Genomic DNA, 22,918 nt, shown 5'->3' with positions numbered 1-22,918 from the left:
AGCCCCCGCGCCGCGTGATTATGCCCACGGCTCCGAGACAGAGCCACCGGCATTATGCCTACAGCTCCGAGACAGAGCCACCGGCGGCGGTGATCTTCTCCTTGGCGCTGGCGGAGAAGGCGTGCGCCTGCACGTTCAACGCCACGGAGATGTCGCCGGTTCCCAGAACCTTCACGAGCTGCCTCTTGCGGACCGCGCCCTTGGCGACCAGCGTCTCGACGGTGACGTCGCCACCCTCGGGGAACAGCTCGCTGAGCTTGTCCAGGTTGACGACCTGGTAGGTCGTCTTGAACAGGGCGTTGGAGAAGCCCTTCATCTTGGGCAGACGACGCTGGAGCGGAACCTGGCCACCCTCGAAGCCGAGGGGAACCTTGTTCCGTGCCCGCGTGCCCTTGGTGCCACGACCGGCGGTCTTGCCCTTGGACGCCTCGCCGCGGCCCTTGCGGACCTTCGACTTGTTGGCGCCGGGGGCCGGACGCAGGTGGTGGATACGGAGCGGAGTGTTCTCTGCCATGTCTAGTCGACCTCTTCCACGGTGACGAGGTGCGTCACCACGGTGACCATGCCGCGGATCTCCGGCCGGTCCTCCTTGACGACGACATCGCCGATTCGCTTCAGACCGAGGGAACGCAGCGAGTCACGCTGGTTCTGCTTGCCACCGATCTTCGAGCGGACCTGAGTGATCTTCAGGCGTGCCATTGGCTAGCTCACCGCCTTAGCAGCCGCAGCCTCCGCGATACCCTCGGCGCGAGCCTTGAGCATGGCCTTGGGGGCGACGTCCTCGATCGGCAGGCCACGGCGGGCCGCGATCTCCTCGGGGCGGCTGAGGCCCTTCAGAGCGGCCACGGTGGCGTGCACGATGTTGATCGGGTTGTCCGAGCCTAGCGACTTGGACAGCACGTCGTGGATGCCGGCGCACTCCAGCACGGCGCGCACCGGGCCACCGGCGATGACGCCGGTACCGGGCGAGGCCGGACGGAGGAAGACGACACCGGCGGCCTCTTCACCCTGCACGATGTGCGGGATGGTGCCCTGGATACGGGGCACCCTGAAGAAGTGCTTCTTGGCCTCTTCGACGCCCTTGGCGATGGCCGCGGGAACTTCCTTGGCCTTGCCGTAGCCGACGCCGACCATGCCGTTGCCGTCACCGACGATGACGAGGGCGGTGAAGCTGAAGCGACGACCACCCTTCACGACCTTGGCCACTCGGTTGATCTTTACGACGCGCTCGATGTACGAGACGCCCTTGTCAGCGTTGCCACCGCGGCGATCGTCACGACGACCGTCACGCCGCTCGCCACCGGCGGCGCCACCGCGACGCGGAGCTCCAGCCATCAGTGGTTCCTCTTCTCGTTGCTCTTGTTAGAACGGGCCATCAGAACTCCAGCCCGCCTTCGCGGGCGCTGTCCGCGAGGGCCGCGATGCGACCCGCGTAGCGGTTTCCGCCACGGTCGAACACGACCGCGGTGATCCCGGCAGCCTTGGCCCGCTGAGCGAGAAGCTCGCCGACCTGCTTCGCCTTGTCGGTCTTCGCGCCGGAGTCCGCGCGCAGGGAGGACTCCATGGTGGAGGCGCTCACCAGCGTGTGGCCCTGGGCGTCGTCGACGATCTGCACGAACAGGTGTCGCGTGGAACGGTTGACGACCAGGCGCGGACGCGCGGCCGTACCGACCACCTTCTTGCGGACTCGGCCGTGGCGGCGGGCCCGCGAGACGGCGCGGGCGGCCGTGTGCTTGCCGAACGCAGTCTTGCCAGCCATGCCTACTTACCAGCCTTTCCGACCTTGCGGCGGATAACCTCGCCCTGGTAACGCACGCCCTTGCCCTTGTACGGGTCGGGCTTGCGCAACTTCCGGATGTTCGCGGCGATCTCGCCGACCTTCTGCTTGTCGATGCCGTCCACGTGGAACAGGGTCGGCTTCTCGACGCGGAAGGAGACACCCTCGGGGGCGTCGACGATCACCGGGTGGCTGAAGCCGAGAGCGAACTCGAGCTGAGTCGGGCTCTTGGCCTGAACGCGGTAACCGACGCCCACGATCTCCAGGGTCTTGGAGTAACCCTGAGTCACACCGGTCACCATGTTGGCGATCAGCGTGCGGGACAGTCCGTGCAGCGCACGGACCTTGTTCTCGTCGTTGGGACGAGAGACGGTAACGGTGCCGTCGTCGCCCTTGGCGACGTCGATCGGCTCCGCGACCTTGTGAGAGAGCGTGCCCTTGGGGCCCTTGACCGTGACATCCCGGCCGTCGATGGCGACGTCCACGCCGTTCGGTACAGGGATGGGCAGCCGTCCGATACGTGACATGCTGTGATTTCTCCCTTCTACCAAACGAAGGCGAGGACTTCCCCGCCCACTCCACGCTTGCCGGCCTGCTTGTCGGTCATGAGGCCACCGGACGTCGAGATGATCGCGACGCCCAGTCCGCCCAGGACCCGAGGCAGGTTGTCCTTCTTTGCATAGACCCGCAGGCCGGGCTTGGAAACCCGGCGCAGGCCCGCGAGCGACCGCTCACGGCTCGGCCCGAACTTGAGCTCCACCACGAGGTTCTTTCCGACCTTGGCGTCCTCGACGCTCCAGGCCTGAATGTAACCCTCCTGCTGGAGGATCTCGGCGATGTGCGCCTTGATCTTCGAGTACGGCATCGCCACGGTGTCGTGGTACGCCGAGTTCGCGTTTCGCAGACGCGTGAGCATGTCTGCGATCGGGTCGGTCATCGTCATGGCCGGTGGCCTTCCTCACCGCGGTTTCCACAAGGGACCTACGGTGCGGTCATGGGCGCTTGAGGCAGCGCCCGGTGAATACGAACTTCTATGTACGGCTGGGAGCCCGCGCGGGCCTGCGGCGTCCACAGGGCCGCGCGGAGGGCTACCAGCTGGACTTGGTGATGCCAGGCAGCTCGCCCCGGTGCGCCATCTCGCGGAAGCAGATGCGGCACAGGCCGAACTTCCTGTAGACAGCGCGGGGACGACCACAGCGCGAGCACCGAGTGTACGCCCGGACCTCGAACTTGGCCTTGCGAGCAGCCTTGACCTTGAGCGACGTCTTCGCCATGATCAGGCCTCCTTGAAGGGGAAACCGAGGAGCTTGAGCAGCGCCCGGCCCTGGTCGTCGGTCTTCGCGGTGGTCACGACCGTGATGTCCATACCACGCTGACGGTCGACCTTGTCCTGGTCGATCTCGTGGAACATGACCTGCTCGGTGAGACCGAAGGTGTAGTTGCCGTTGCCGTCGAACTGCTTGGGCGACAGGCCGCGGAAGTCACGGATACGCGGCAGCGCCAGCGACAGCAGCCGGTCCAGGAACTCCCACATGCGGTCGCCGCGCAGCGTGACGTGCGCGCCGATCGGCATGCCCTCACGCAGCTTGAACTGGGCGATGGACTTGCGGGCCCGGACGACCGCCGGCTTCTGACCGGTGATCACGGTGAGGTCACGGACGGCGCCGTCGATGAGCTTCGAGTCGCGCGCGGCCTCGCCGACACCCATGTTCACCTTGATCTTGGTGATCGTGGGCACCAGCATGATGTTCTCGAACCCGAACTCCTCGTGCAGCTTCGCGATGATCTCTTCGCGGTAGCGCTGCTTGAGGCGCGGGAGCTGCCGCTCGGTCGCGACGGACTCAGTGGTGTTCGCGGTCATCAGTTGTCCTCACCCGACTCGTCAGAGGCGGCCTTGGCCGACTCCTTCTTGGCAGGCTTCTCGTCATCCTTGAGCTTCTTGACGTTGCTCACGTGGATGGGAGCCTCCATGGTCTGCACGCCGCCGGTCTTGGCGCCACGCGGGCCCTGGTTGGTCTCCTTGGAGTGCTTCTTGATCATGTTCACGCCTTCGACCACCACGCGCTCCTCGCGCGGGTGGGCGGCGATGACACGACCCTTGGCACCCTTGTCCTTACCGGCGATGACCTGAACCAGGTCACCCTTCTTCACGTGGAGCTTCGGCATTTACAACACCTCCGGCGCGAGCGAGATGATGCGCATGAACTTCTTGTCACGCAGCTCACGTCCGACGGGGCCGAAGATACGCGTGCCACGAGGGTCACCGCTGTCCTTGATGATGACGGCGGCATTCTCGTCGAAGCGGATGTAGGAGCCGTCGGGCCGGCGGCGCTCCTTGACAGTCCGGACGATGACGGCCTTGACCACATCGCCCTTCTTCACGGTGCCGCCAGGAATGGCGTCCTTGACCGTGGCGACGATGATGTCGCCGATTCCCGCGTAGCGCCGACCCGAGCCACCGAGCACACGAATGCAAAGAACTTCCTTCGCACCCGTGTTGTCGGCGACCTTGAGTCGCGACTCCTGCTGGATCACTTGTACTCCTGTTTGTCTCGCTGGTTCTCACCCGCGGTGAGCCTTGCGGAACCTGATGTGGTCTTTTTCCCCCGGCGACAGTTCTGCCTGGTCGAGCCGGCCTCGCCCGGCACTCCCGCGGCAGGGCTCACGCCCTCCCGCCGTGCCGGACCCGGCCTTCTCGCCCACGAACCGCCGCCGCAGGCGGAGCGAAGATCAACTTCGCCCCCTTGGACACCAGCATGGGGGGTGACTGCGTCACCCCCCACGAGGCGCGTTTCTTACTTGGCCTTCTCGAGGATCTCGATGACCCGCCAGCGCTTGCTGGCGGACAGCGGCCGGGTCTCCATCAGGAGAACGCGGTCGCCGACGCCACAGGCGTTGGCCTCGTCGTGCGCCTTGTACTTGGTCGTCCGACGGATGACCTTGCCGTACAAGGGGTGCTTCACGCGGTCCTCGACAGCGACGACGACAGTCTTGTCCATCTTGTCGCTGACGACCAGACCCTCACGGGTCTTGCGGTAGTTCCGCGTCTCGGTTGTGCTCTCAGCTGTCTCAGCCATCGATCGACTCCTTCTCAACCGTAACAATGCCGAGCTCCCGCTCGCGCATCACGGTGTAGATACGGGCGATCTCGCGGCGGACAGCACGCAGCCGCCCGTGGCTCTCCAACTGGCCGGTCGCGGCCTGGAAGCGGAGGTTGAACAGCTCCTCCTTGGCTTCCTTCAGCTTCTGGACCAGGGTGTCCTGGTCCTCCACCCGCAGCTCACCGGCGGTCAGGCCCTTAGCCATCACGCCTCACCCACTTCACGCTTAACGAACCGGCACTTCATCGGGAGCTTGTGCATCGCACGACGCAGGGCTTCGCGAGCCACCGGCTCAGCGACACCCGACAGCTCGAACATGACGCGACCGGGCTTGACGTTGGCGATCCACCACTCCGGCGAACCCTTACCGGAACCCATGCGGGTCTCGGCCGGCTTCTTGGTGAGGGGACGGTCCGGGTAGATGTTGATCCAGACCTTGCCGCCACGCTTGATGTGACGGGTCATGGCGATACGAGCCGACTCGATCTGGCGGTTGGTCACATAGGAGTGCTCAAGCGCCTGAATGCCGAACTCGCCGAACACGACCCTGGTGCCACCCTTGGCGGCGCCGTGACGGTCGGGCCGGTGCTGCTTGCGGTGCTTGACCCTGCGCGGGATCAGCATGGTCAGCTCCCTTCAGCACCCGGCTGCGCAGCCGGGCCGGTCTCGGGGGCAGCCTGCGAGGCCGCCTCAGTCCTGGGTGCGCGGTCGCCGCGGGCGGCTCCGCCACGACGGGGACGGTCGCCACCGGCGCCGCCGCCACGACGGGGACGGTCGCCACCGGCGCCGCCGCCACCGCGACGGTCGTCGCGGTCCCGACGCTGGCCTGCACGAGCGCCGGCGGCAGCCGCCTCACGCTCGGCGCGGCTGGTCGGGGCCTCACCCTTGTAGATCCATACCTTCACGCCGATGCGGCCGAAGGTGGTACGGGCCTCGTAGAGGCCGTAGTCGATGTCCGCACGGAGGGTGTGCAGGGGCACGCGGCCCTCGCGGTAGAACTCCGAACGGGACATCTCAGCGCCGCCCAGACGGCCGGAGCACTGCACCCGGATGCCCTTGGCGCCGCTCTTCATGGCCGACTGCATCGCCTTGCGCATGGCCCGACGGAACGAGACACGGCTGGACAGCTGCTCGGCCACACCCTGAGCGACGAGCTGAGCGTCGATCTCGGGGTTCTTGACCTCGAGGATGTTCAGCTGGACCTGCTTCTTGGTCAGCTTCTCGAGGTCGCCACGGATCCGGTCCGCCTCGGCGCCGCGGCGGCCGATGACGATGCCCGGACGGGCGGTGTGAATGTCGACCTGTACCCGGTCGGTGGTCCGCTCGATCTCCACCTTGGAGATGCCGGCCCGCTCCATGCCCTTCTTGAGCATGCGGCGGATCGCCACATCCTCGGCAACGTACGACTTGTAGAGCTTGTCGGCATACCACCGGCTCTTGAAGTCGGTCGTGATGCCGAGGCGGAACCCGTGCGGGTTAACCTTCTGACCCACTAGCGGGTCCTCCCCTTCGGCTCGCGGGACTCCACGATCACGGTGATGTGGCTCGTCCGCTTGTTGATCCGATAGGCACGACCCTGAGCGCGGGGACGGAACCGCTTCAGCGTCGGGCCCTCGTCGACCCAGGCACGGCTCACGAAGAGCGTGTCGCGGTCGAGCTTGAAGTTGTGCTCCGCGTTGGCAATGGCGCTGGACAGCACCTTGTACACGGTCTCGCTCGCCGACTGGGGAGCGAACTGCAGCACGGCCTGCGCCTCCGAAGCGGGCAGCCCGCGAATGAGGTCCACCACACGGCGGGCCTTCATGGGCGTGTGGCGCGCGAACCGCACCTGAGCCCTGGCTTCCATCGCTTACTCCTCTTACCTTCTTCGACAGGCGCTTACCGCCGGCTGCGGCGGTCTTCCTTGACGTGGCTGCGGAACGTCCGCGTCGGCGCGAACTCACCGAGCTTGTGACCGATCATCGACTCGGTGACGAACACCGGGACGTGCTTGCGGCCGTCGTGAACGGCGATCGTGTGACCGAGCATGTCCGGCACGATCATGGAGCGCCGCGACCACGTCTTGATGACGTTCTTGGTGCCCTTCTCGTTCTGGACATCCACCTTCTTCTGAAGGTGGTCGTCCACGAAGGGACCCTTCTTAAGGCTACGTGGCATTTTGGCTGCTCCTACCGCTTCTTCCGCTTAGTCCGACGACGGATGATCAGCCGGTCGCTGGCCTTGTTCGCCGCACGAGTACGACCCTCGGGCTTGCCCTTGGGGTTGACGGGGTGACGACCACCGGAGGTCTTACCCTCACCACCACCGTGCGGGTGGTCGACCGGGTTCATCGCGACACCGCGGACGGTGGGGCGCTTGCCCTTCCACCGCATACGGCCGGCCTTACCCCAGTTGATGTTGGCCTGCTCGGCGTTGCCGACCTGGCCGATGGAGGCCCGGCAGCGGACGTCGACCTGGCGCATTTCGCCGGAGGGCATACGCAGCGTGGCGTACTGGCCCTCCTTGGCGAGAAGCTGGATCTGCGCACCGGCGGACCGGCCCAGCTTGGCGCCGCCACCCGGACGGAGCTCCACCGCGTGGATGAAGGTACCGGTCGGGATGTTGCGCAGCGGGAGGCAGTTACCCGGCTTGATGTCGGCCGCGGGGCCGTTTTCAATCAGGTCGCCCTGCTTGAGGCCGGTCGGGCAGAGGATGTAGCGCTTCTCCCCGTCGGCGTAGTGCAGCAGAGCGATGCGGGACGTGCGGTTCGGGTCGTACTCGATGTGAGCGACCTTGGCCGGGATCCCGTCCTTGTCGTGGCGCCGGAAGTCGATGATCCGGTAAGCACGCTTGTGGCCGCCACCCTGGTGGCGGGTGGTGACTCGGCCGTGGACGTTACGGCCACCCTTGCTGTGCAGGGGTGCAAGCAGCGACTTCTCGGGCGTGCTGCGCGTGATCTCGGAAAAGTCCGAGACGCTGGCGCCGCGGCGACCCGGGGTCGTCGGCTTGAGTTTACGGATGCCCATCTTTTTCGTTCATCCTTCGTCGGTTAATCCGGGTGAATGCCCCTCGCCGCCTGGCGAGGGGCGTCCGCCCCGTTACTTACTGAGCGAGCGGGTCAGCCGACCTGGCCGAAGATGTCGATCCGGTCTCCCTCGGCCAAGCTCACGATCGCGCGCTTGGTGCTGGGACGCTGCCCGTAACCGGCCCTGGTCCGCTTGCGCTTGCCCTGGCGGTTGATGGTGTTGACGCTGGCCACCTTGACGCCGAAGATCTGCTCGATGGCGATCTTGACCTGCGTCTTGTTGGCCGTCTTCCGCACCAGGAACGTGTACTTGTTGTGCTCGTCGATCAGGCCGTAGCTCTTCTCCGACACAACCGGCTTGATGATGATGTCGCGCGGGTCGGCGATCTTTTCCATCAGGCGTCTTCCTTCCCGCTCTTGCTCAGGCGCGTGACGACCTGGTCGTACGCCTCCTGAGTGAAAACGACGTCGTCGTAGCAGAGCACGTCGTAGGTGTTCAGCTGCCCGGCGTCCAGCAGGTGGACCTCGGGAGCGTTGCGCAGGCTCAGCCAGGTGAGCTCGTCACCCTCGTCGACGACGACGAGGACGCTACGGGTCTGCGTGATCTTCCGCAGCGACTCGAGAGCCGCCTTGGTCTTCGGGGTCTCCCCCTGGACCAGGGCGCTGACCACGTGAACGCGGCCGCCGTTGGCCCGGTCGGAGAGGGCGCCACGCAGGGCGGCGGCCTTCATCTTCTTGGGGGTCTTCTGGGAGTAGTCCCGGGGAAGCGGCCCGTGGACGATGCCACCGCCGGCGAACTGCGGAGCGCGGGTCGAACCCTGACGGGCGCGGCCGGTGCCCTTCTGGCGGTACGGCTTCTTGCCGCCACCGCTGACCTCACCGCGGGTCTTGGCCTTGTGGGTGCCCTGCCGGCGAGCGGCGAGCTGGGCCACGACGACCTGGTGGATCAGCGGAATGTTGACCTTGGCGTCAAAGATGTCGCCAGGCAGGTCGACGGTGCCGGTCTTCGCGCCGCTCACGTCGAGGACGTCAATGGTGCTCACTTGGCAGCCCCCTTCTTGGCAGCGGTACGGACGAGAACCAGGCTGCCGTTGGCGCCGGGGATCGCACCCTTGATCAGGATGAGGCCCTTCTCGGCGTCCACGGCGTGGACCTTGAGGCTCTGGACGGTGGTGCGGACGTTACCCATCCGACCGGCCATGCGCAGGCCCTTGAAGACGCGGCCCGGGGTGGCGCAGCCACCGATGGAACCCGGCGAGCGGTGCTTGCGCTGGGTACCGTGCGAGGCGCTGAGGCCCTTGAAGCCGTGGCGCTTCATGACACCGGCGAAACCCTTGCCCTTGCTCTTGCCCGTCACGTCGACGAACTGGCCGGCCTCGAAGGTGTCGGCGGAGAGCTCCTGGCCCAGGGTGTAGTCGCCCGCGTCCTCGGTACGGATCTCCGCGAAGTAGCGGCGCGGGGTGATGTCGTGCTTGCGCAGGTAGTCGCCGAGCGGCTTGTTGACCTTCCGCGGGTCGACCTGCCCGAAGCCGAGCTGCACGGCGGAGTAGCCGTCCTTCTCGGGGGTGCGGACGCGGGTCACGACGCACGGACCAGCCTCGACGACGGTCACCGGGACCATCCGGTTGTCCGCGTCGAAGACCTGGGTCATGCCGAGCTTCTTGCCCAGGACGCCCTTGATCTGCTTAGCCATGTCAGTGCGTTCCCTCAGAGCTTGATCGAGATGTCAACGCCGGCGGGGAGGTCGAGTCGCATGAGCGAGTCGACCGTCTTCGGCGTCGGGTCGATGATGTCAATCAGCCGCTTGTGCGTGCGCATCTCAAAGTGCTCGCGGCTGTCCTTGTACTTGTGCGGCGAGCGGATGACGCAGTACACGTTCTTCTCGGTCGGCAGCGGCACCGGGCCCGCGACCTTAGCGCCAGTCCTCGTCACCGTCTCGACGATCTTCTTGGCCGAGCTGTCGATGACCTCGTGGTCATAGGCCTTGAGCCGGATGCGGATCTTCTGTCCCGCCATAATGGCCTCGGTGTCCTTCGCTGTCGTCTGAAAAAGTTACGTGCGGCCTGTTGCCGCTGTATGAGGTCGAGTCCGCCTCGTCCGGTGTCCTGCGGGCCCGTCTCCGGAATCCCGCCGTCTCCGGCTCGGCTTCTTCTCCCAGCCCCACGTAGCAGACACTATGGATCTGCGCTTTCTTCCGTGATCTGGCAGTTACTTCGGTCACTCCGTGGCCGAACCAACTGCGAGATCACGGTTCGTGGGGATCCTGCCGGGGGTGCGTGCCGTACGGCACGAGCCCCCTCGTGGTGCGGCGGTCGGCCCTGCGTCGAGGGCCGACCGCCACTCCGCGATCGTACTACTTGATGATCTTGGTCACTCGACCCGCACCGACGGTGCGGCCACCCTCGCGGATGGCGAACTTGAGACCGTCCTCCATCGCGATGGGCTGGATCAGCGAGACGCTCATCTCGGTGTTGTCACCGGGCATGACCATCTCGGTGCCCTCGGGCAGGTTCACAACACCGGTCACGTCAGTCGTACGGAAGTAGAACTGGGGACGGTAGTTGTTGAAGAACGGCGTGTGGCGGCCGCCCTCGTCCTTGGACAGGATGTAGACCTGAGCCTCGAACTCGGTGTGCGGGGTGGTCGTGCCCGGCTTGATGATGCACTGGCCGCGCTCGACGTCCTCACGCTTGATACCGCGCAGGAGCAGACCGACGTTGTCGCCCGCCTGGCCCTCGTCGAGAAGCTTGCGGAACATCTCGACACCGGTGACCGTGGTCGTGGTCTTGGTGTCCTTGATGCCGATGATGTCGACGGTCTCGTTGACCTTGACGATGCCGCGCTCGATACGACCGGTGACGACGGTGCCACGACCGGTGATCGAGAAGACGTCCTCGATCGGCATGAGGAACGGCTTGTCGGTCTCACGAGCCGGCTGCGGGACGTTCTCGTCCACAGCGGTCATGAGCTCGATGATGCTGTCGCCCCACTTCTCGTCGCCCTCAAGCGCCTTCAGCGCCGAGACGCGGACGACGGGCAGGTCGTCGCCGGGGAACTCCTGGGCCGAGAGAAGCTCGCGGACCTCGAGCTCGACGAGCTCCAGGATCTCCTCGTCGTCCACCATGTCGGCCTTGTTCAGGGCGACAACGATGTAGGGGACGCCGACCTGGCGGGCCAGGAGGACGTGCTCCTTCGTCTGCGGCATCGGGCCGTCGGTGGCGGCGACCACGAGGATCGCGCCGTCCATCTGAGCCGCACCGGTGATCATGTTCTTCACGTAGTCGGCGTGACCGGGGCAGTCCACGTGAGCGTAGTGGCGCTGCTCGGTCTGGTACTCGACGTGCGCGATGGAGATCGTGATACCACGAGCCTTCTCCTCGGGCGCCTTGTCGATCTTGTCGAACGGGGTCGCCTCGTTGAGGTTCGGGTAACGCTCGTGGAGCACCTTGGTGATCGCCGCGGTCAGAGTGGTCTTGCCGTGGTCGATGTGTCCAATGGTGCCGATGTTTACGTGCGGCTTGGTCCGCTCGAACTTGGCCTTGGCCACTGCTCTGTCTCCTTAGAGATTCTGACTTGACTTGCGTCTTCGTACTTGGGCTTGGGGAGGCCGGGCCTTTTCAGGACCGGCCGACGAGAAACTACTCGCCCCGCACCCCCTCGGCGCCGGGAAGGCGATCTCCTCGCCTCCCGCACCGAAACGGATGCCGGACTTACTCGCCCCGCACCTTCGCGACGATCTCCTTGGCGATGTGCGCAGGCACTTCCGCATAGGAGTCGAACTGCATGCTGTAGCTCGCGCGTCCCTGCGTCTTGCTACGGAGGTCACCCACGTAGCCGAACATCTCAGAGAGCGGCACGAGCGCCTTGACGATGCGGGCGCCGGAGCGCTCGTCCATCGCCTGGATCTGCCCGCGGCGACCGTTGAGGTCACCGATGACATCACCCATGTAGTCCTCGGGCGTGGTGACCTCAACGGCCATCATCGGCTCCAGGATTACGGCGTCCGCCTTGCGCGCGGCCTCCTTGAAGGCCATCGAGCCGGCGATCTTGAAGGCCATTTCGGACGAGTCCACCTCGTGGTAGGCACCGTCCTGCAGGGTGACCTTGACCCCGACCATGGGATAGCCGGCGAGAACACCGAACTCGGCGGCCTCCTGGGCACCCGCGTCGACCGACGGGATGTACTCCCGCGGGATGCGGCCACCGGAGACCTTGTTGGAGAACTCGTAGCCGTCGTTTCCGTCGCCCAGCGGCTCAATGTCAATGATGACCTTGGCGAACTGGCCGGAACCACCGGTCTGCTTCTTGTGGACGTAGTCGACCTTCTCCACCTTGCGGCGGATGGTCTCCCGGTAGGCCACCTGCGGACGACCGATGTTGGCCTCGACCTTGAACTCGCGGCGCATCCGGTCGACGAGGATCTCCAGGTGGAGCTCGCCCATACCCCAGATGACCGTCTGCCCGGTCTCCTCGTCACGCCGGACCTGGAAGGACGGGTCCTCCTCGGCCAGACGCTGGATCGCGGTGCCCAGCTTCTCCTGGTCGCTCTTGGTCTTGGGCTCGATGGCGACGCTGATGACCGGCGCCGGGAAGTTCATCGACTCCAGGACCACGGGGTTGGCCGGGTCGGCCAGGGTGTCACCGGTGGTGGTGTCCTTCAGACCCATGACGGCGACGATCTGACCAGCGACGGCCGACGGGCGCTCTTCGCGCTTGTTGGCGTGCATCTGGTAGATCTTGCCGATCCGCTCCTTGCGGCCCTTCACCGAGTTGACCACGGCGGTGCCGGTCTCGAGCGTGCCCGAGTAGATGCGGATGTAGGTGAGACGGCCCAGGTGCTGGTCGGCCGCGATCTTGAAGGCGAGCGCGGAGAACGGCTCGGTGACGTCAGCGTGACGCTCGATGATCTCGTCTTCCTTGCCGACCGCGTGGCCCTTGAAGGCCGGGATGTCGATCGGGGCGGGAAGGTAGGCGACGATCGCGTCGAGCAGGGGCTGTACGCCCTTGTTCTTGAACGCGGTGCCGGTCAGGACCGGGTTGATGGCGCTGGCCAGCGTCGCGCGGCGGATGGCCGCGACCAGCTGCTCCTCGGTGGGCTCGACGCCCTCCAGGAAGAGCTCCATCAGCTCGTCGTCGTTCTCGGAGACGGTCTCGACGAGCTTGTCACGCCACTCGCGGGCGGTCTCGGCGTGCTCCGCCGGGATGTCCACGGTCTCGTACATCTCGCCCTTGGCCGCCTCGGCGCTCCAGAGCAGGCCCTTCATCTTCACCAGGTCGATGACGCCCTTGAAGTCAGCCTCGACGCCCCAGGGAAGCTGGATGACCGCGGGGGTCGCGTTCAGGCGGCTGATCATCATGTCGACGCAGCGGTGGAACTCCGCGCCGACCCGGTCCATCTTGTTGACGAAGCAGATCCGGGGAACCTCGTAGCGGTCGGCCTGACGCCACACCGTCTCGGACTGCGGCTCGACACCGGCGACGCCGTCGAACACGGCGACGGCACCGTCGAGGACGCGGAGCGAGCGCTCCACCTCGATCGTGAAGTCCACGTGACCCGGCGTGTCGATGATGTTGATCGTGTGGCCGAGCCACTCGCAGGTCGTAGCAGCGGAGGTGATGGTGATACCACGCTCCTGCTCCTGCTCCATCCAGTCCATCGTGGCTGCGCCCTCGTGGACTTCACCGATCTTGTAGTTGATACCGGTGTAGAACAGGATGCGCTCGGTCGTCGTGGTCTTGCCCGCGTCGATGTGGGCCATGATCCCGATGTTGCGGACCTTGGCCAGGTCAAGAGCGGTCGTGGTGGCCACTTCTCTCGCGTCCTCGTCGTCTCGTCGAACCCGCTGTTACCAGCGGTAGTGGGCGAAGGCCTTGTTGGACTCGGCCATCTTGTGGGTGTCCTCGCGCTTCTTGACACTGGCACCGAGGCCGTTGCTGGCGTCGAGCAGTTCGTTCATGAGGCGCTCGGTCATGGTCTTCTCGCGGCGGGCGCGGGAGTACTGCACCAGCCAGCGCAGGGCCAGGGTGGTGCTGCGCGCGGCGCGCACCTCGACCGGGACCTGGTAGGTCGCGCCACCGACACGGCGGCTGCGGACCTCAAGGGTGGGCTTGACGTTGTCCAGCGCGCGCTTCAGGGTGACGACCGGGTCGTTGCCGGTCTTCTCCTTGGCGCCTTCGAGGGCGCCGTAGACGATGGACTGCGCGATGGAGCGCTTGCCGTCCAGGAGAACCTTGTTGATGAGCGCGGTGACCAGCGGCGAGTTGTGGACCGGGTCAGCCATGAGCTGACGACGGCCAGGAGAACCCTTGCGAGGCATTCTTACTTCTCCTTCTTCGCGCCGTAACGGCTACGGGCCTGCTTGCGGTTGCGGACACCCTGGGTGTCCAGCGAGCCGCGGATGATCTTGTATCGAACACCCGGCAGGTCCTTCACACGACCGCCACGGACGAGCACGATGGAGTGCTCCTGGAGGTTGTGGCCGACACCCGGGATGTAGGCCGTGACCTCGATGCCGTTGGTGAGCCGGACACGCGCGACCTTGCGGAGGGCGGAGTTCGGCTTCTTGGGGGTCGTGGTGTAAACGCGCATGCAGGTGCCGCGTCGCTGGGGGCTGGCCTTGAGCGCCGGGGTCTTGGTCTTGGTGACCTTATCCTGGCGGCCCTTGCGGACCAGCTGCTGAATCGTAGGCACCGCGTCTCCGTTCGTGCTTGCCGGTGATTCGAATATTGTGCTTTTTGCAGGCACTGCCGGTGTCATGACCTGCGGATTTTCCATCCACTCCGACCCACGCGGTCGGGCGTGTCGCGCATGTATCGCGCCACATCCTCGGCCAGGCCAGTGGAGGAGGCCATACGGCGCCTCTGCCGACTCCCCGTGGGAAACCTGTCGACGCGCACGCATGAGAGCCCATGAAGCCACGGGCACGAAGGGAAAGACTACCTAGTCCAACGCAACACGTCAAAACGGCTGCGCCCATCGAGCACCGTTACAAGCGCCCGCGTGCGTGTCGTGACTCCCGCGATCGGTTTCCGGCCGACCGCTGCTGGGTCCATAACGAGTTTACCGGCAGTAGGGGACTTCTCTGGCCGTTCTCTTCATCAAGGCGCGGCTTTCCCCGCAACGTTCCGGTCAAGAAAGATCCGCGGATCTCGGGCCGGACACGCGACGGCGCCCGGCCCCTCTGGGAGGGACCGGGCGCCGGCTTTGATCACTCAGCGGTTGTACCGACCGGGCGTCTAGCGGTTGTACTGACCGAAGTCGTACTCCTCCAGCGGCACGGCCTCGCCGGAGCCCGAACCGAAGGTGTAGTCCGCCGCGGAGCCGTCGTAGCCGCCGACCGTGTACATCGCGGCCTTGGCCTCCTCGGTGGGCTCGACCCGGATGTTGCGGTACTGCGGCATGCCGGTACCGGCCGGGATGAGCTTTCCGATGATGACGTTCTCCTTGAGACCGAGCAGCGAGTCCGACTTGGCGTGGATCGCCGCGTCGGTGAGCACCCGGGTGGTCTCCTGGAAGGACGCCGCCGACAGCCAGGACTCGGTGGCGAGCGAGGCCTTCGTGATGCCCATCAGCACCGGACGGCCCGAGGCCGGCGTACCGCCCTCGGCCACGCACTCGCGGTTGATCCGCTCGAAGCGCGGCCGCTCGACCAGCTCACCGGGCAGCATGTCGGCGTCACCGGACTCCAGCACGTTCACGCGCTTGAGCATCTGCCGGACGATGATCTCGATGTGCTTGTCGTGGATCGACACACCCTGCGAGCGGTAGACCTGCTGGACCTCGGCCACCAGGTGCAGCTGCACGGCCCGGGGGCCGAGGATGCGCAGTACCTCGTTGGGGTTGACGGCACCGGCGATCAGCTGCTGACCGACCGTGACGCGCTGCCCGTCGGAGACCAGCATGCGCGACCGCATGGAGACCGGGTAGGCGACCTCCTCCGAACCATCGTCCGGGACGATCACGATCTTGCGGGACTTGTCCGTCTCGTCGATCCGGACCCGGCCCTCGGCCTCGCTGATCGGGGCGACGCCCTTGGGGACGCGCGCCTCGAAGAGCTCCTGCACACGGGGCAGACCGTGGGTGATGTCCGCACCCGCCACACCACCGGTGTGGAAGGTACGCATCGTCAGCTGGGTGCCCGGCTCGCCGATCGACTGGGCGGCGATGATGCCGACCGCCTCGCCGACGTCCACGAGCTTGCCGGTCGCGAGCGAGCGGCCGTAGCAGGTGGCGCAGACACCGATCTTGGCCTCGCAGACGAGAGCGCTGCGGGTCCTGACGGTCTCCACTCCGGCCTCGACCAGCGCGGTGACGTGGGTGTCGTTGATGTCGACCCCCGCGGACGCGATGACCTTGCCGTCCACCTCGACGTCCTCGGCCATGATGCGGCCGTGCACGTTGCTCTCGGCGTTCTCCGCCTTGACCAGGTTGCCCTGGGAGTCACGCTCGCCGACGTGCAGCGGGACCCCGCGGTCGGTGCCGCAGTCGATCTCACGGACGATGACGTCCTGCGCGACGTCCACCAGACGACGGGTCAGGTAACCCGAGTCGGCGGTCCGCAGCGCGGTGTCCGCCAGACCCTTCCGCTGTCCGTGGGTGGAGATGAAGTACTCCAGCACCGACAGGCCCTCGCGGAACGAGGCCTTGATCGGACGCGGGATCGTCTCACCCTTGGTGTTGGACACCAGACCGCGGATACCGGAGATCTGCCGGACCTGCATCAGGTTTCCTCGGGCGCCCGACTGGACCATCATCCAGACCGGGTTGGTCTTCGGGAACGCCTTCTGCATGTCGTCGGTCACGTCACTGGTCGCGTGCGTCCAGATCTCGATGAGCTCCTGACGGCGCTCCTCGTCCGTGATGAGACCGCGCTCGTACTCGCGCTGGACCTTGTCGGCCCTGCGCTCGTACGTCTCCATGATCGCCGCCTTGTTGGGCGGCGAGATGACGTCCTCGATGGAGATCGTCACACCGGCCCGGGTGGCCCAGTAGAAGCCGGCGTCCTTGAGCGCGTCGAGCGCGGCCGCCACCTCCACCTTGGGGTACTTCTCGGCCAGCTCGTTGACGATCGCCGAGAGCTGCTTCTTGCCGACCTGGGAGTTCACGTACGGGTAGTTCGCCGGCAGCGTCTGGTTGAACAGGCAGCGGCCGAGCGTGGTCTCCAGGCGGTAGCTGTCACCCGGCTCCCAGCCCTCGGGGGCAGTCCAGCCGCGGGGCGGCGGGACCTCACCCTTCAACCGGATCTGGATCTTGGCCTGGATGTCCAGCTCGCGCCGGTCATAGGCCATGAGCGCCTCGGACACCGAGCCGAAGACCCTGCCCTGGCCGGGAGCGTCCTCGTCGTCGTCCTTGAGGGTGGTCAGCGAGTACAGGCCGATGATCATGTCCTGGGTGGGCATGGTCACGGGCTTGCCGTCGGCCGGCTTCAGGATGTTGTTGGTCGACAGCATCAGGATGCGGGCCTCGGCCTGCGCCTCGGCCGACAGCGGCAGGTGCACGGCCATCTGGTCACCGTCGAAGTCCGCGTTGAACGCGGTGCAGACGAGCGGGTGGATCTGGATGGCCTTGCCCTCGACCAGCTGCGGCTCGAAGGCCTGGATGCCCAGACGGTGCAGCGTGGGCGCACGGTTGAGCAGCACCGGGTGCTCGGTGATGACCTCTTCGAGGACATCCCAGACGACCGGGCGGGCACGCTCGACCATCCGCTTGGCCGACTTGATGTTCTGCGCGTGGTTGAGATCGACCAGGCGCTTCATCACGAACGGCTTGAAGAGCTCCAGCGCCATCTGCTTGGGCAGACCGCACTGGTGCAGCTTCAGCTGCGGGCCGACGACGATGACCGAACGGCCGGAGTAGTCGACTCGCTTGCCCAGCAGGTTCTGGCGGAACCGGCCCTGCTTGCCCTTCAGCATGTCGCTGAGGGACTTCAGCGGGCGGTTGCCGGGACCCGTGACCGGGCGGCCGCGGCGGCCGTTGTCGAACAGCGCGTCGACGGCCTCCTGGAGCATCCGCTTCTCGTTGTTCACGATGATCTCGGGGGCGCCGAGGTCGAGGAGACGCTTGAGGCGGTTGTTCCGGTTGATCACACGGCGGTACAGGTCGTTCAGGTCCGAGGTCGCGAACCGGCCACCGTCGAGCTGCACCATCGGGCGCAGGTCCGGCGGGATGACCGGGATGCAGTCCAGAACCATGCCGTTGGGCGAGTTGCGGGTGTTCAGGAACGCGGACACGACCTTGAGACGCTTGAGCGCGCGGGCCTTCTTCTGGCCCTTGCCGCTGCGGATCGTCTCGCGCAGGTTCTCGGCCTCGAGGTCGAGGTCGAAGTTGGTCAGACGCTCCTGGATGGCCTGGGCGCCCATGCCACCGCGGAAGTAGCGGCCGAAGCGGTCGCGCATCTCGCGGTAGAGCAGCTCGTCGCCCTCAAGGTCCTGGACCTTGAGGTTCTTGAAGCGGCTCCAGACCTCGTCCAGACGGTCCAGCTCGCGCTGGGCCCGGTCGCGGAGCTGGCGCATCTCGCGCTCAGCGCCCTCACGGACCTTGCGGCGCTGGTCGCCCTTGGCGCCGGCGGCCTCCAGCTCGGCCAGGTCGTTCTCGAGCTTCTTCTGCCGGGCCTCGATGTCGGCGTCGCGACGCTGCTCGACGTGCTGCCGCTCGACCGAGATCTTCGCCTCGAGCGAGGGCAGGTCACGCTCACGCATTTCCTTGTCGACATGCGTGATCATGTAGGCCGCGAAGTAGATGACCTTCTCAAGGTCCTTCGGGGCCAGGTCGAGCAGGTATCCCAGACGGGACGGGACACCCTTGAAGTACCAGATGTGCGTGACGGGCGCGGCCAGCTCGATGTGGCCCATCCGCTCACGACGCACCTTGGCGCGGGTCACCTCGACGCCACAGCGCTCACAGATGATGCCCTTGAAGCGGACGCGCTTGTACTTACCGCAGTAGCACTCCCAGTCCCGGGTCGGGCCGAAGATCTTCTCGCAGAAGAGTCCGTCCTTCTCGGGCTTGAGGGTCCGGTAGTTGATGGTCTCGGGCTTCTTCACCTCGCCGTGCGACCACTGGCGGATATCGTCAGCCGTCGCGAGGCCGATCCGAAGCTCGTCGAAGAAGTTGACGTCCAGCACTTGTATTCCCCTCCTCAGCTTCTAGATCAGACCTCTTCGACGCTGCTCGGCTCACGCCGAGACAGGTCGATGCCGAGCTCTTCCGCGGCGCGGAAGACGTCCTCGTCGGTGTCGCGCATCTCGATGGACATGCCGTCGCTGGAGAGCACCTCGACGTTCAGGCACAGCGACTGCATTTCCTTGATGAGGACCTTGAACGACTCCGGAATGCCCGGCTCGGGGATGTTCTCGCCCTTGACGATGGCCTCGTAGACCTTCACCCGGCCGAGGACGTCGTCGGACTTGATCGTCAGCAGCTCCTGCAGGGCGTAGGCGGCGCCGTACGCTTCCAGCGCCCACACCTCCATCTCACCGAAGCGCTGTCCACCGAACTGTGCCTTACCACCGAGCGGCTGCTGGGTGATCATGGAGTACGGGCCGGTCGAACGAGCGTGGATCTTGTCGTCGACCAGGTGGAGCAGCTTCAGGATGTAGATGTAGCCGACCGAGATCGGGTGCGGGAACGGCTCGCCGGAGCGGCCGTCGAACAGCTGGGCCTTGCCGTTGGCACCGACCATGCGCCCGCCGTCCCTGTTGACCAGGGTGTTGTCGAGCAGACCGACGATCTCTTCCTCATTGGCACCGTCGAACACCGGGGTGGCCATGTTGGTGCGCGGGTCGACCTCGGCGAAGCCCTTGTCGCGCAGCCGCTCGGCCCACGCCTCCTCGATCCCCGAGATGTCCCATCCTCGGGCGGCGATCCACCCCAGGTGGGTCTCCAGGACCTGGCCGACGTTCATACGGCCGGGCACGCCCAGCGGGTTGAGGATGATGTCGACCGGCGTGCCGTCCTCAAGGAACGGCATGTCCTCGACCGGAAGGATCTTGGAGATGACGCCCTTGTTGCCGTGACGGCCGGCCAGCTTGTCGCCGTCGGTGATCTTACGCTTCTGGGCCACGTAGACGCGGACCAGCTCGTTGACGCCCGGAGGGAGCTCGTCGCCCTCCTCGCGGCTGAACACGCGGACACCGATGACCTTGCCCTGCTCGCCGTGCGGCACCTTCAGGGAGGTGTCACGGACCTCGCGGGCCTTCTCACCGAAGATCGCGCGCAGCAGCCGCTCCTCGGGGGTCAGCTCGGTCTCGCCCTTGGGCGTGACCTTGCCGACGAGGATGTCGCCGGGGACGACCTCGGCGCCGATGCGGATGATGCCGCGCTCGTCGAGGTCGGCCAGGACCTCCTCGGAGACGTTCGGGATGTCCCGGGTGATCTCCTCGGGGCCCAGCTTGGTGTCACGGGCGTCGACCTCGTGCTCCTCGATGTGGATCGAGGAGAGGACGTCGTCCTGGACCAGACGCTGGGACAGGATGATCGCGTCTTCGTAGTTGTGACCCTCCCACGGCATGAACGCCACGAGCAGGTTCTTGCCGAGCGCCATCTCACCGTCGTCGGTGCAGGGACCGTCGGCGACGACCTGGTTCACCTCGATCCGGTCGCCTTCCTTGACGATCGGCTTCTGGTTGAAGCAGGTGCCCTGGTTGGAGCGCTTGAACTTGGCGACACGGTAGGTCGTGCGGGTGCCGTCGTCGTTCATCACGGTGACGTAGTCGGCGGAGACCTCCTCCACCACGCCCGCCTTGTCGGCGGTGATGACGTCGCCGGCGTCGGTCGCGGCACGGTACTCCATGCCGGTGCCGACCAGCGGCGCCTCGCTCTTGAGCAGCGGCACCGACTGGCGCTGCATGTTGGAGCCCATGAGCGCGCGGTTGGCGTCGTCGTGCTCCAGGAACGGGATCATCGCGGTCGCGACGGACACCATCTGGCGCGCCGACACGTCCATGTAGTCGACCTCGTTGGCCCGCAGGGACTCGAACTCCCCGCCCTTACGGCGGACGAGCACGCGGTCCTCAAGGAACGTGCCATCGGAACCGATCGGCGTGTTCGCCTGGGCGATGACGTAACGGTCCTCCTCGTCCGCGGTGAGGTACTCGACCGTGTCGGTGACCCGGCCGTCGAGGACCTTGCGGTACGGCGTCTCGACGAAGCCGAAGGAGTTGACCCGGCCGAAGGAGGCCAGCGAGCCGATCAGACCGATGTTCGGTCCTTCCGGCGTCTCGATCGGGCACATGCGGCCGTAGTGCGAGGGGTGGACGTCACGGACCTCGAAGCCGGCCCGCTCACGGGACAGACCACCGGGGCCCAGCGCGGACAGACGCCGCTTGTGCGTCAGGCCGGCCAGCGGGTTGGTCTGGTCCATGAACTGCGACAGCTGGGAGGTTCCGAAGAACTCCTTGATCGACGCGACGACCGGACGGATGTTGATCAGGGTCTGCGGCGTGATCGCCTCGACGTCCTGAGTGGTCATCCGCTCGCGGACGACGCGCTCCATACGGGCCAGACCCAGGCGGACCTGGTTCTGGATGAGCTCGCCGACCGTGCGCAGGCGACGGTTGCCGAAGTGGTCGATGTCGTCGGTCTCGACGACGATCTCACCGTTGGCGCCCGCCATCGAGGTCTCGCCGGCGTGCAGCTTGACGATGTACTCGATCGTGGCGACGATGTCCTCTTCGGTCAGCGTCCCCTGCGTGATCTCGCTGTCGACGCCGAGCTTCTTATTGATCTTGTAGCGGCCGACCTTGGCGAGGTCATAACGCTTGTGGTTGAAGTACAGGTTCTCCAGCAGCGTCTGTGCCGACTCCTTGGTCGGCGGCTCGCCCGGACGCAGCTTGCGGTAGATGTCCAGCAGGGCGTCGTCCTGGCCGGCCGTGTGGTCCTTCTCCAGGGTGGCGCGCATGGACTCGTACTGTCCGAAACGCTCAAGGATCTGGTCGTTGGTCCACCCGAGCGCCTTCAGCAGGACCGTGACGGCCTGCTTGCGCTTACGGTCGATGCGGACGCCGACACTGTCACGCTTGTCGATCTCGAACTCGAGCCAGGCGCCCCGGGAGGGGATCACCTTGCAGCCGTAGAGGTCCTTGTCGGAGGTCTTGTCGACGCTGCGGTCGAAGTAGACGCCCGGGGACCGGACCAGCTGGGAGACCACGACACGCTCGGTGCCGTTGATGATGAAAGTGCCCTTGCCGGTCATGAGCGGGAAGTCGCCCATGAACACGGTCTGGCTCTTGATCTCACCAGTGGTGTTATTGATGAACTCCGCCGTGACGAACATCGGGGCGGAGTAGGTCATGTCCTTGTCTTTGCACTCATCGACTGAGTACTTGGGCGGCTCGAACCGGTGATCCCGGAACGACAGGGACATGGTCCCGGAGAAGTCCTCGATGGGACTGATCTCTTCGAAGATCTCTTCGAGACCCGACTGGGCCGGAACGTCCTTGCGCCCGGCCTGGCGAGCCGCCTCGACCCGCCCCTTCCACTTCTCGTTGCCGAGCAACCAGTCGAAGGACTCGGTCTGGAGAGCGAGAAGATCAGGAACTTCGAGCGGCTCCTGAATTCGTGCGAAAGACACACGACGGGGACCAGCGGGTACGGCGGAGGCGTTGCGCGAGGCTGCCAACAGATGTCCTTCCGAGGGCTCGCGGCGGACTGACTACACGCACGCCAGACGACCATGCATCAGAGCACCAAAAGAAGCGGGTCGTCAAAGGGCAGCGCAAAGGGGCAGTGTAGCCGAACGGCATACACCTGTCCACTTCAGTCTTGCTGCATGCTCCACGTTGGTCGCAGCATCGCCCGTCAGCGCCGAAACGTCAAGCCCGTGACCCGACATTTCGGCCGAGGAACAGCCGTGACGCTGGGAGTTTCCCCCCGGGTGACCTGCGCACACCACTGGATCCAAGACGATACCCGCGACCTGGTGTGGCTAACGCTCAGTCACACGGCGGTTCGAACGCTAGCCGAGTTCGGGCTGACGATCGACGTTGCCATGGCTGATGTACCCAGAGGCACGCCAAAGCCAAACATGGTCTTTACTA

The 22,918-nt window shown here is 65.8% G+C and carries 27 protein-coding genes; all 27 read right to left on the bottom strand.

Translation table 11 applies throughout. From position 1 onward, the window contains the following. Positions 1-58 precede the first annotated feature (58 nt). On the bottom strand, positions 59-514 hold the full coding sequence (gene rplO / locus SROS_RS05285; RefSeq protein ID WP_012887850.1) for a 50S ribosomal protein L15: 456 nt from the start codon (positions 512-514) through the stop codon (positions 59-61). A gap of 2 nt (positions 515-516) precedes the next feature. After that, complete coding sequence (rpmD, locus tag SROS_RS05280) at positions 517-699, bottom strand: 50S ribosomal protein L30 (RefSeq protein ID WP_012887849.1); 183 nt, start codon at positions 697-699, stop codon at positions 517-519. 3 nt (positions 700-702) lie between these two features. Then, positions 703-1,335 (bottom strand): 30S ribosomal protein S5, encoded by a 633-nt coding sequence (gene rpsE, locus SROS_RS05275; protein WP_012887848.1) that lies wholly within the window; start codon positions 1,333-1,335, stop codon positions 703-705. Between the two features lie 40 nt (positions 1,336-1,375). Next, positions 1,376-1,759 carry a 50S ribosomal protein L18 gene (rplR, locus tag SROS_RS05270; RefSeq protein WP_012887847.1) on the bottom strand — a complete coding sequence of 128 codons (384 nt, stop codon included), beginning with the start codon at positions 1,757-1,759 and terminating at the stop codon, positions 1,376-1,378. A gap of 2 nt (positions 1,760-1,761) precedes the next feature. After that, on the bottom strand, positions 1,762-2,304 hold the full coding sequence (gene rplF, locus SROS_RS05265) for a 50S ribosomal protein L6 (RefSeq protein ID WP_012887846.1): 543 nt from the start codon (positions 2,302-2,304) through the stop codon (positions 1,762-1,764). A gap of 17 nt (positions 2,305-2,321) precedes the next feature. Beyond that, on the bottom strand, positions 2,322-2,720 hold the full coding sequence (gene rpsH / locus SROS_RS05260; RefSeq protein ID WP_012887845.1) for a 30S ribosomal protein S8: 399 nt from the start codon (positions 2,718-2,720) through the stop codon (positions 2,322-2,324). A 145-nt stretch (positions 2,721-2,865) separates the two neighbouring features. Beyond that, a complete protein-coding gene (locus tag SROS_RS05255) occupies positions 2,866-3,051 on the bottom strand; it encodes a type Z 30S ribosomal protein S14 (protein WP_012887844.1) in 186 nt (61 codons plus the stop codon). A 2-nt stretch (positions 3,052-3,053) separates the two neighbouring features. Continuing rightward, a complete protein-coding gene (rplE, locus tag SROS_RS05250; RefSeq protein ID WP_012887843.1) occupies positions 3,054-3,638 on the bottom strand; it encodes a 50S ribosomal protein L5 in 585 nt (194 codons plus the stop codon). Continuing rightward, complete coding sequence (rplX, locus tag SROS_RS05245; protein ID WP_012887842.1) at positions 3,638-3,943, bottom strand: 50S ribosomal protein L24; 306 nt, start codon at positions 3,941-3,943, stop codon at positions 3,638-3,640. Before rplX ends, rplE begins: the two co-directional genes overlap by 1 nt. Next, on the bottom strand, positions 3,944-4,312 hold the full coding sequence (gene rplN / locus SROS_RS05240; protein ID WP_012887841.1) for a 50S ribosomal protein L14: 369 nt from the start codon (positions 4,310-4,312) through the stop codon (positions 3,944-3,946). It lies immediately after the preceding gene. Between the two features lie 260 nt (positions 4,313-4,572). After that, entirely contained in the window at positions 4,573-4,854 is a 282-nt protein-coding gene (gene rpsQ / locus SROS_RS05235) for a 30S ribosomal protein S17 (RefSeq protein WP_012887840.1), read from the bottom strand. Continuing rightward, complete coding sequence (gene rpmC / locus SROS_RS05230; RefSeq protein ID WP_012887839.1) at positions 4,847-5,083, bottom strand: 50S ribosomal protein L29; 237 nt, start codon at positions 5,081-5,083, stop codon at positions 4,847-4,849. Before rpmC ends, rpsQ begins: the two co-directional genes overlap by 8 nt. After that, positions 5,083-5,502 carry a 50S ribosomal protein L16 gene (rplP, locus tag SROS_RS05225; RefSeq protein ID WP_012887838.1) on the bottom strand — a complete coding sequence of 140 codons (420 nt, stop codon included), beginning with the start codon at positions 5,500-5,502 and terminating at the stop codon, positions 5,083-5,085. The genes rpmC and rplP overlap by 1 nt, the downstream gene beginning before the upstream one ends. Positions 5,503-5,504: 2 nt before the next feature. Continuing rightward, positions 5,505-6,371, bottom strand: coding sequence for a 30S ribosomal protein S3 (rpsC, locus tag SROS_RS05220; RefSeq protein WP_012887837.1), 867 nt, complete (start codon positions 6,369-6,371; stop codon positions 5,505-5,507). After that, positions 6,371-6,724 carry a 50S ribosomal protein L22 gene (gene rplV, locus SROS_RS05215; RefSeq protein ID WP_012887836.1) on the bottom strand — a complete coding sequence of 118 codons (354 nt, stop codon included), beginning with the start codon at positions 6,722-6,724 and terminating at the stop codon, positions 6,371-6,373. The genes rpsC and rplV overlap by 1 nt, the downstream gene beginning before the upstream one ends. Before the next feature lie 32 nt (positions 6,725-6,756). After that, the gene (rpsS, locus tag SROS_RS05210; RefSeq protein WP_012887835.1) at positions 6,757-7,035 is read right to left on the bottom strand and encodes a 30S ribosomal protein S19; all 279 of its coding nucleotides are present in this window, start codon (positions 7,033-7,035) and stop codon (positions 6,757-6,759) included. Between the two features lie 11 nt (positions 7,036-7,046). Next, complete coding sequence (rplB, locus tag SROS_RS05205; protein WP_012887834.1) at positions 7,047-7,883, bottom strand: 50S ribosomal protein L2; 837 nt, start codon at positions 7,881-7,883, stop codon at positions 7,047-7,049. 92 nt (positions 7,884-7,975) lie between these two features. Then, positions 7,976-8,278 (bottom strand): 50S ribosomal protein L23, encoded by a 303-nt coding sequence (gene rplW, locus SROS_RS05200; RefSeq protein WP_012887833.1) that lies wholly within the window; start codon positions 8,276-8,278, stop codon positions 7,976-7,978. Then, positions 8,278-8,925 carry a 50S ribosomal protein L4 gene (gene rplD / locus SROS_RS05195; protein WP_012887832.1) on the bottom strand — a complete coding sequence of 216 codons (648 nt, stop codon included), beginning with the start codon at positions 8,923-8,925 and terminating at the stop codon, positions 8,278-8,280. Before rplD ends, rplW begins: the two co-directional genes overlap by 1 nt. Further along, entirely contained in the window at positions 8,922-9,575 is a 654-nt protein-coding gene (rplC, locus tag SROS_RS05190) for a 50S ribosomal protein L3 (protein WP_012887831.1), read from the bottom strand. The genes rplD and rplC overlap by 4 nt, the downstream gene beginning before the upstream one ends. A 14-nt stretch (positions 9,576-9,589) precedes the next feature. Continuing rightward, the gene (gene rpsJ / locus SROS_RS05185; RefSeq protein ID WP_012887830.1) at positions 9,590-9,898 is read right to left on the bottom strand and encodes a 30S ribosomal protein S10; all 309 of its coding nucleotides are present in this window, start codon (positions 9,896-9,898) and stop codon (positions 9,590-9,592) included. Between the two features lie 337 nt (positions 9,899-10,235). Then, a complete protein-coding gene (tuf, locus tag SROS_RS05180; protein WP_012887829.1) occupies positions 10,236-11,429 on the bottom strand; it encodes an elongation factor Tu in 1,194 nt (397 codons plus the stop codon). 163 nt (positions 11,430-11,592) lie between these two features. Further along, the gene (gene fusA / locus SROS_RS05175; protein WP_043654799.1) at positions 11,593-13,641 is read right to left on the bottom strand and encodes an elongation factor G; all 2,049 of its coding nucleotides are present in this window, start codon (positions 13,639-13,641) and stop codon (positions 11,593-11,595) included. Between the two features lie 87 nt (positions 13,642-13,728). Continuing rightward, a complete protein-coding gene (gene rpsG, locus SROS_RS05170; RefSeq protein WP_012887827.1) occupies positions 13,729-14,199 on the bottom strand; it encodes a 30S ribosomal protein S7 in 471 nt (156 codons plus the stop codon). A 2-nt stretch (positions 14,200-14,201) separates the two neighbouring features. Continuing rightward, entirely contained in the window at positions 14,202-14,573 is a 372-nt protein-coding gene (gene rpsL / locus SROS_RS05165) for a 30S ribosomal protein S12 (RefSeq protein ID WP_012887826.1), read from the bottom strand. Positions 14,574-15,118: 545 nt separating this feature from the next. Continuing rightward, the gene (locus SROS_RS05160; protein ID WP_012887825.1) at positions 15,119-19,006 is read right to left on the bottom strand and encodes a DNA-directed RNA polymerase subunit beta'; all 3,888 of its coding nucleotides are present in this window, start codon (positions 19,004-19,006) and stop codon (positions 15,119-15,121) included. Between the two features lie 26 nt (positions 19,007-19,032). Next, positions 19,033-22,500 (bottom strand): DNA-directed RNA polymerase subunit beta, encoded by a 3,468-nt coding sequence (gene rpoB / locus SROS_RS05155; protein WP_012887824.1) that lies wholly within the window; start codon positions 22,498-22,500, stop codon positions 19,033-19,035. Positions 22,501-22,918: the final 418 nt, after the last annotated feature.

It is taken from the genome of Streptosporangium roseum DSM 43021, from assembly GCF_000024865.1.
In the GTDB taxonomy this organism is placed as follows: Bacteria; Actinomycetota; Actinomycetes; order Streptosporangiales; family Streptosporangiaceae; genus Streptosporangium; species Streptosporangium roseum.
This window is presented reverse-complemented; position numbering and strand designations above follow the sequence as displayed.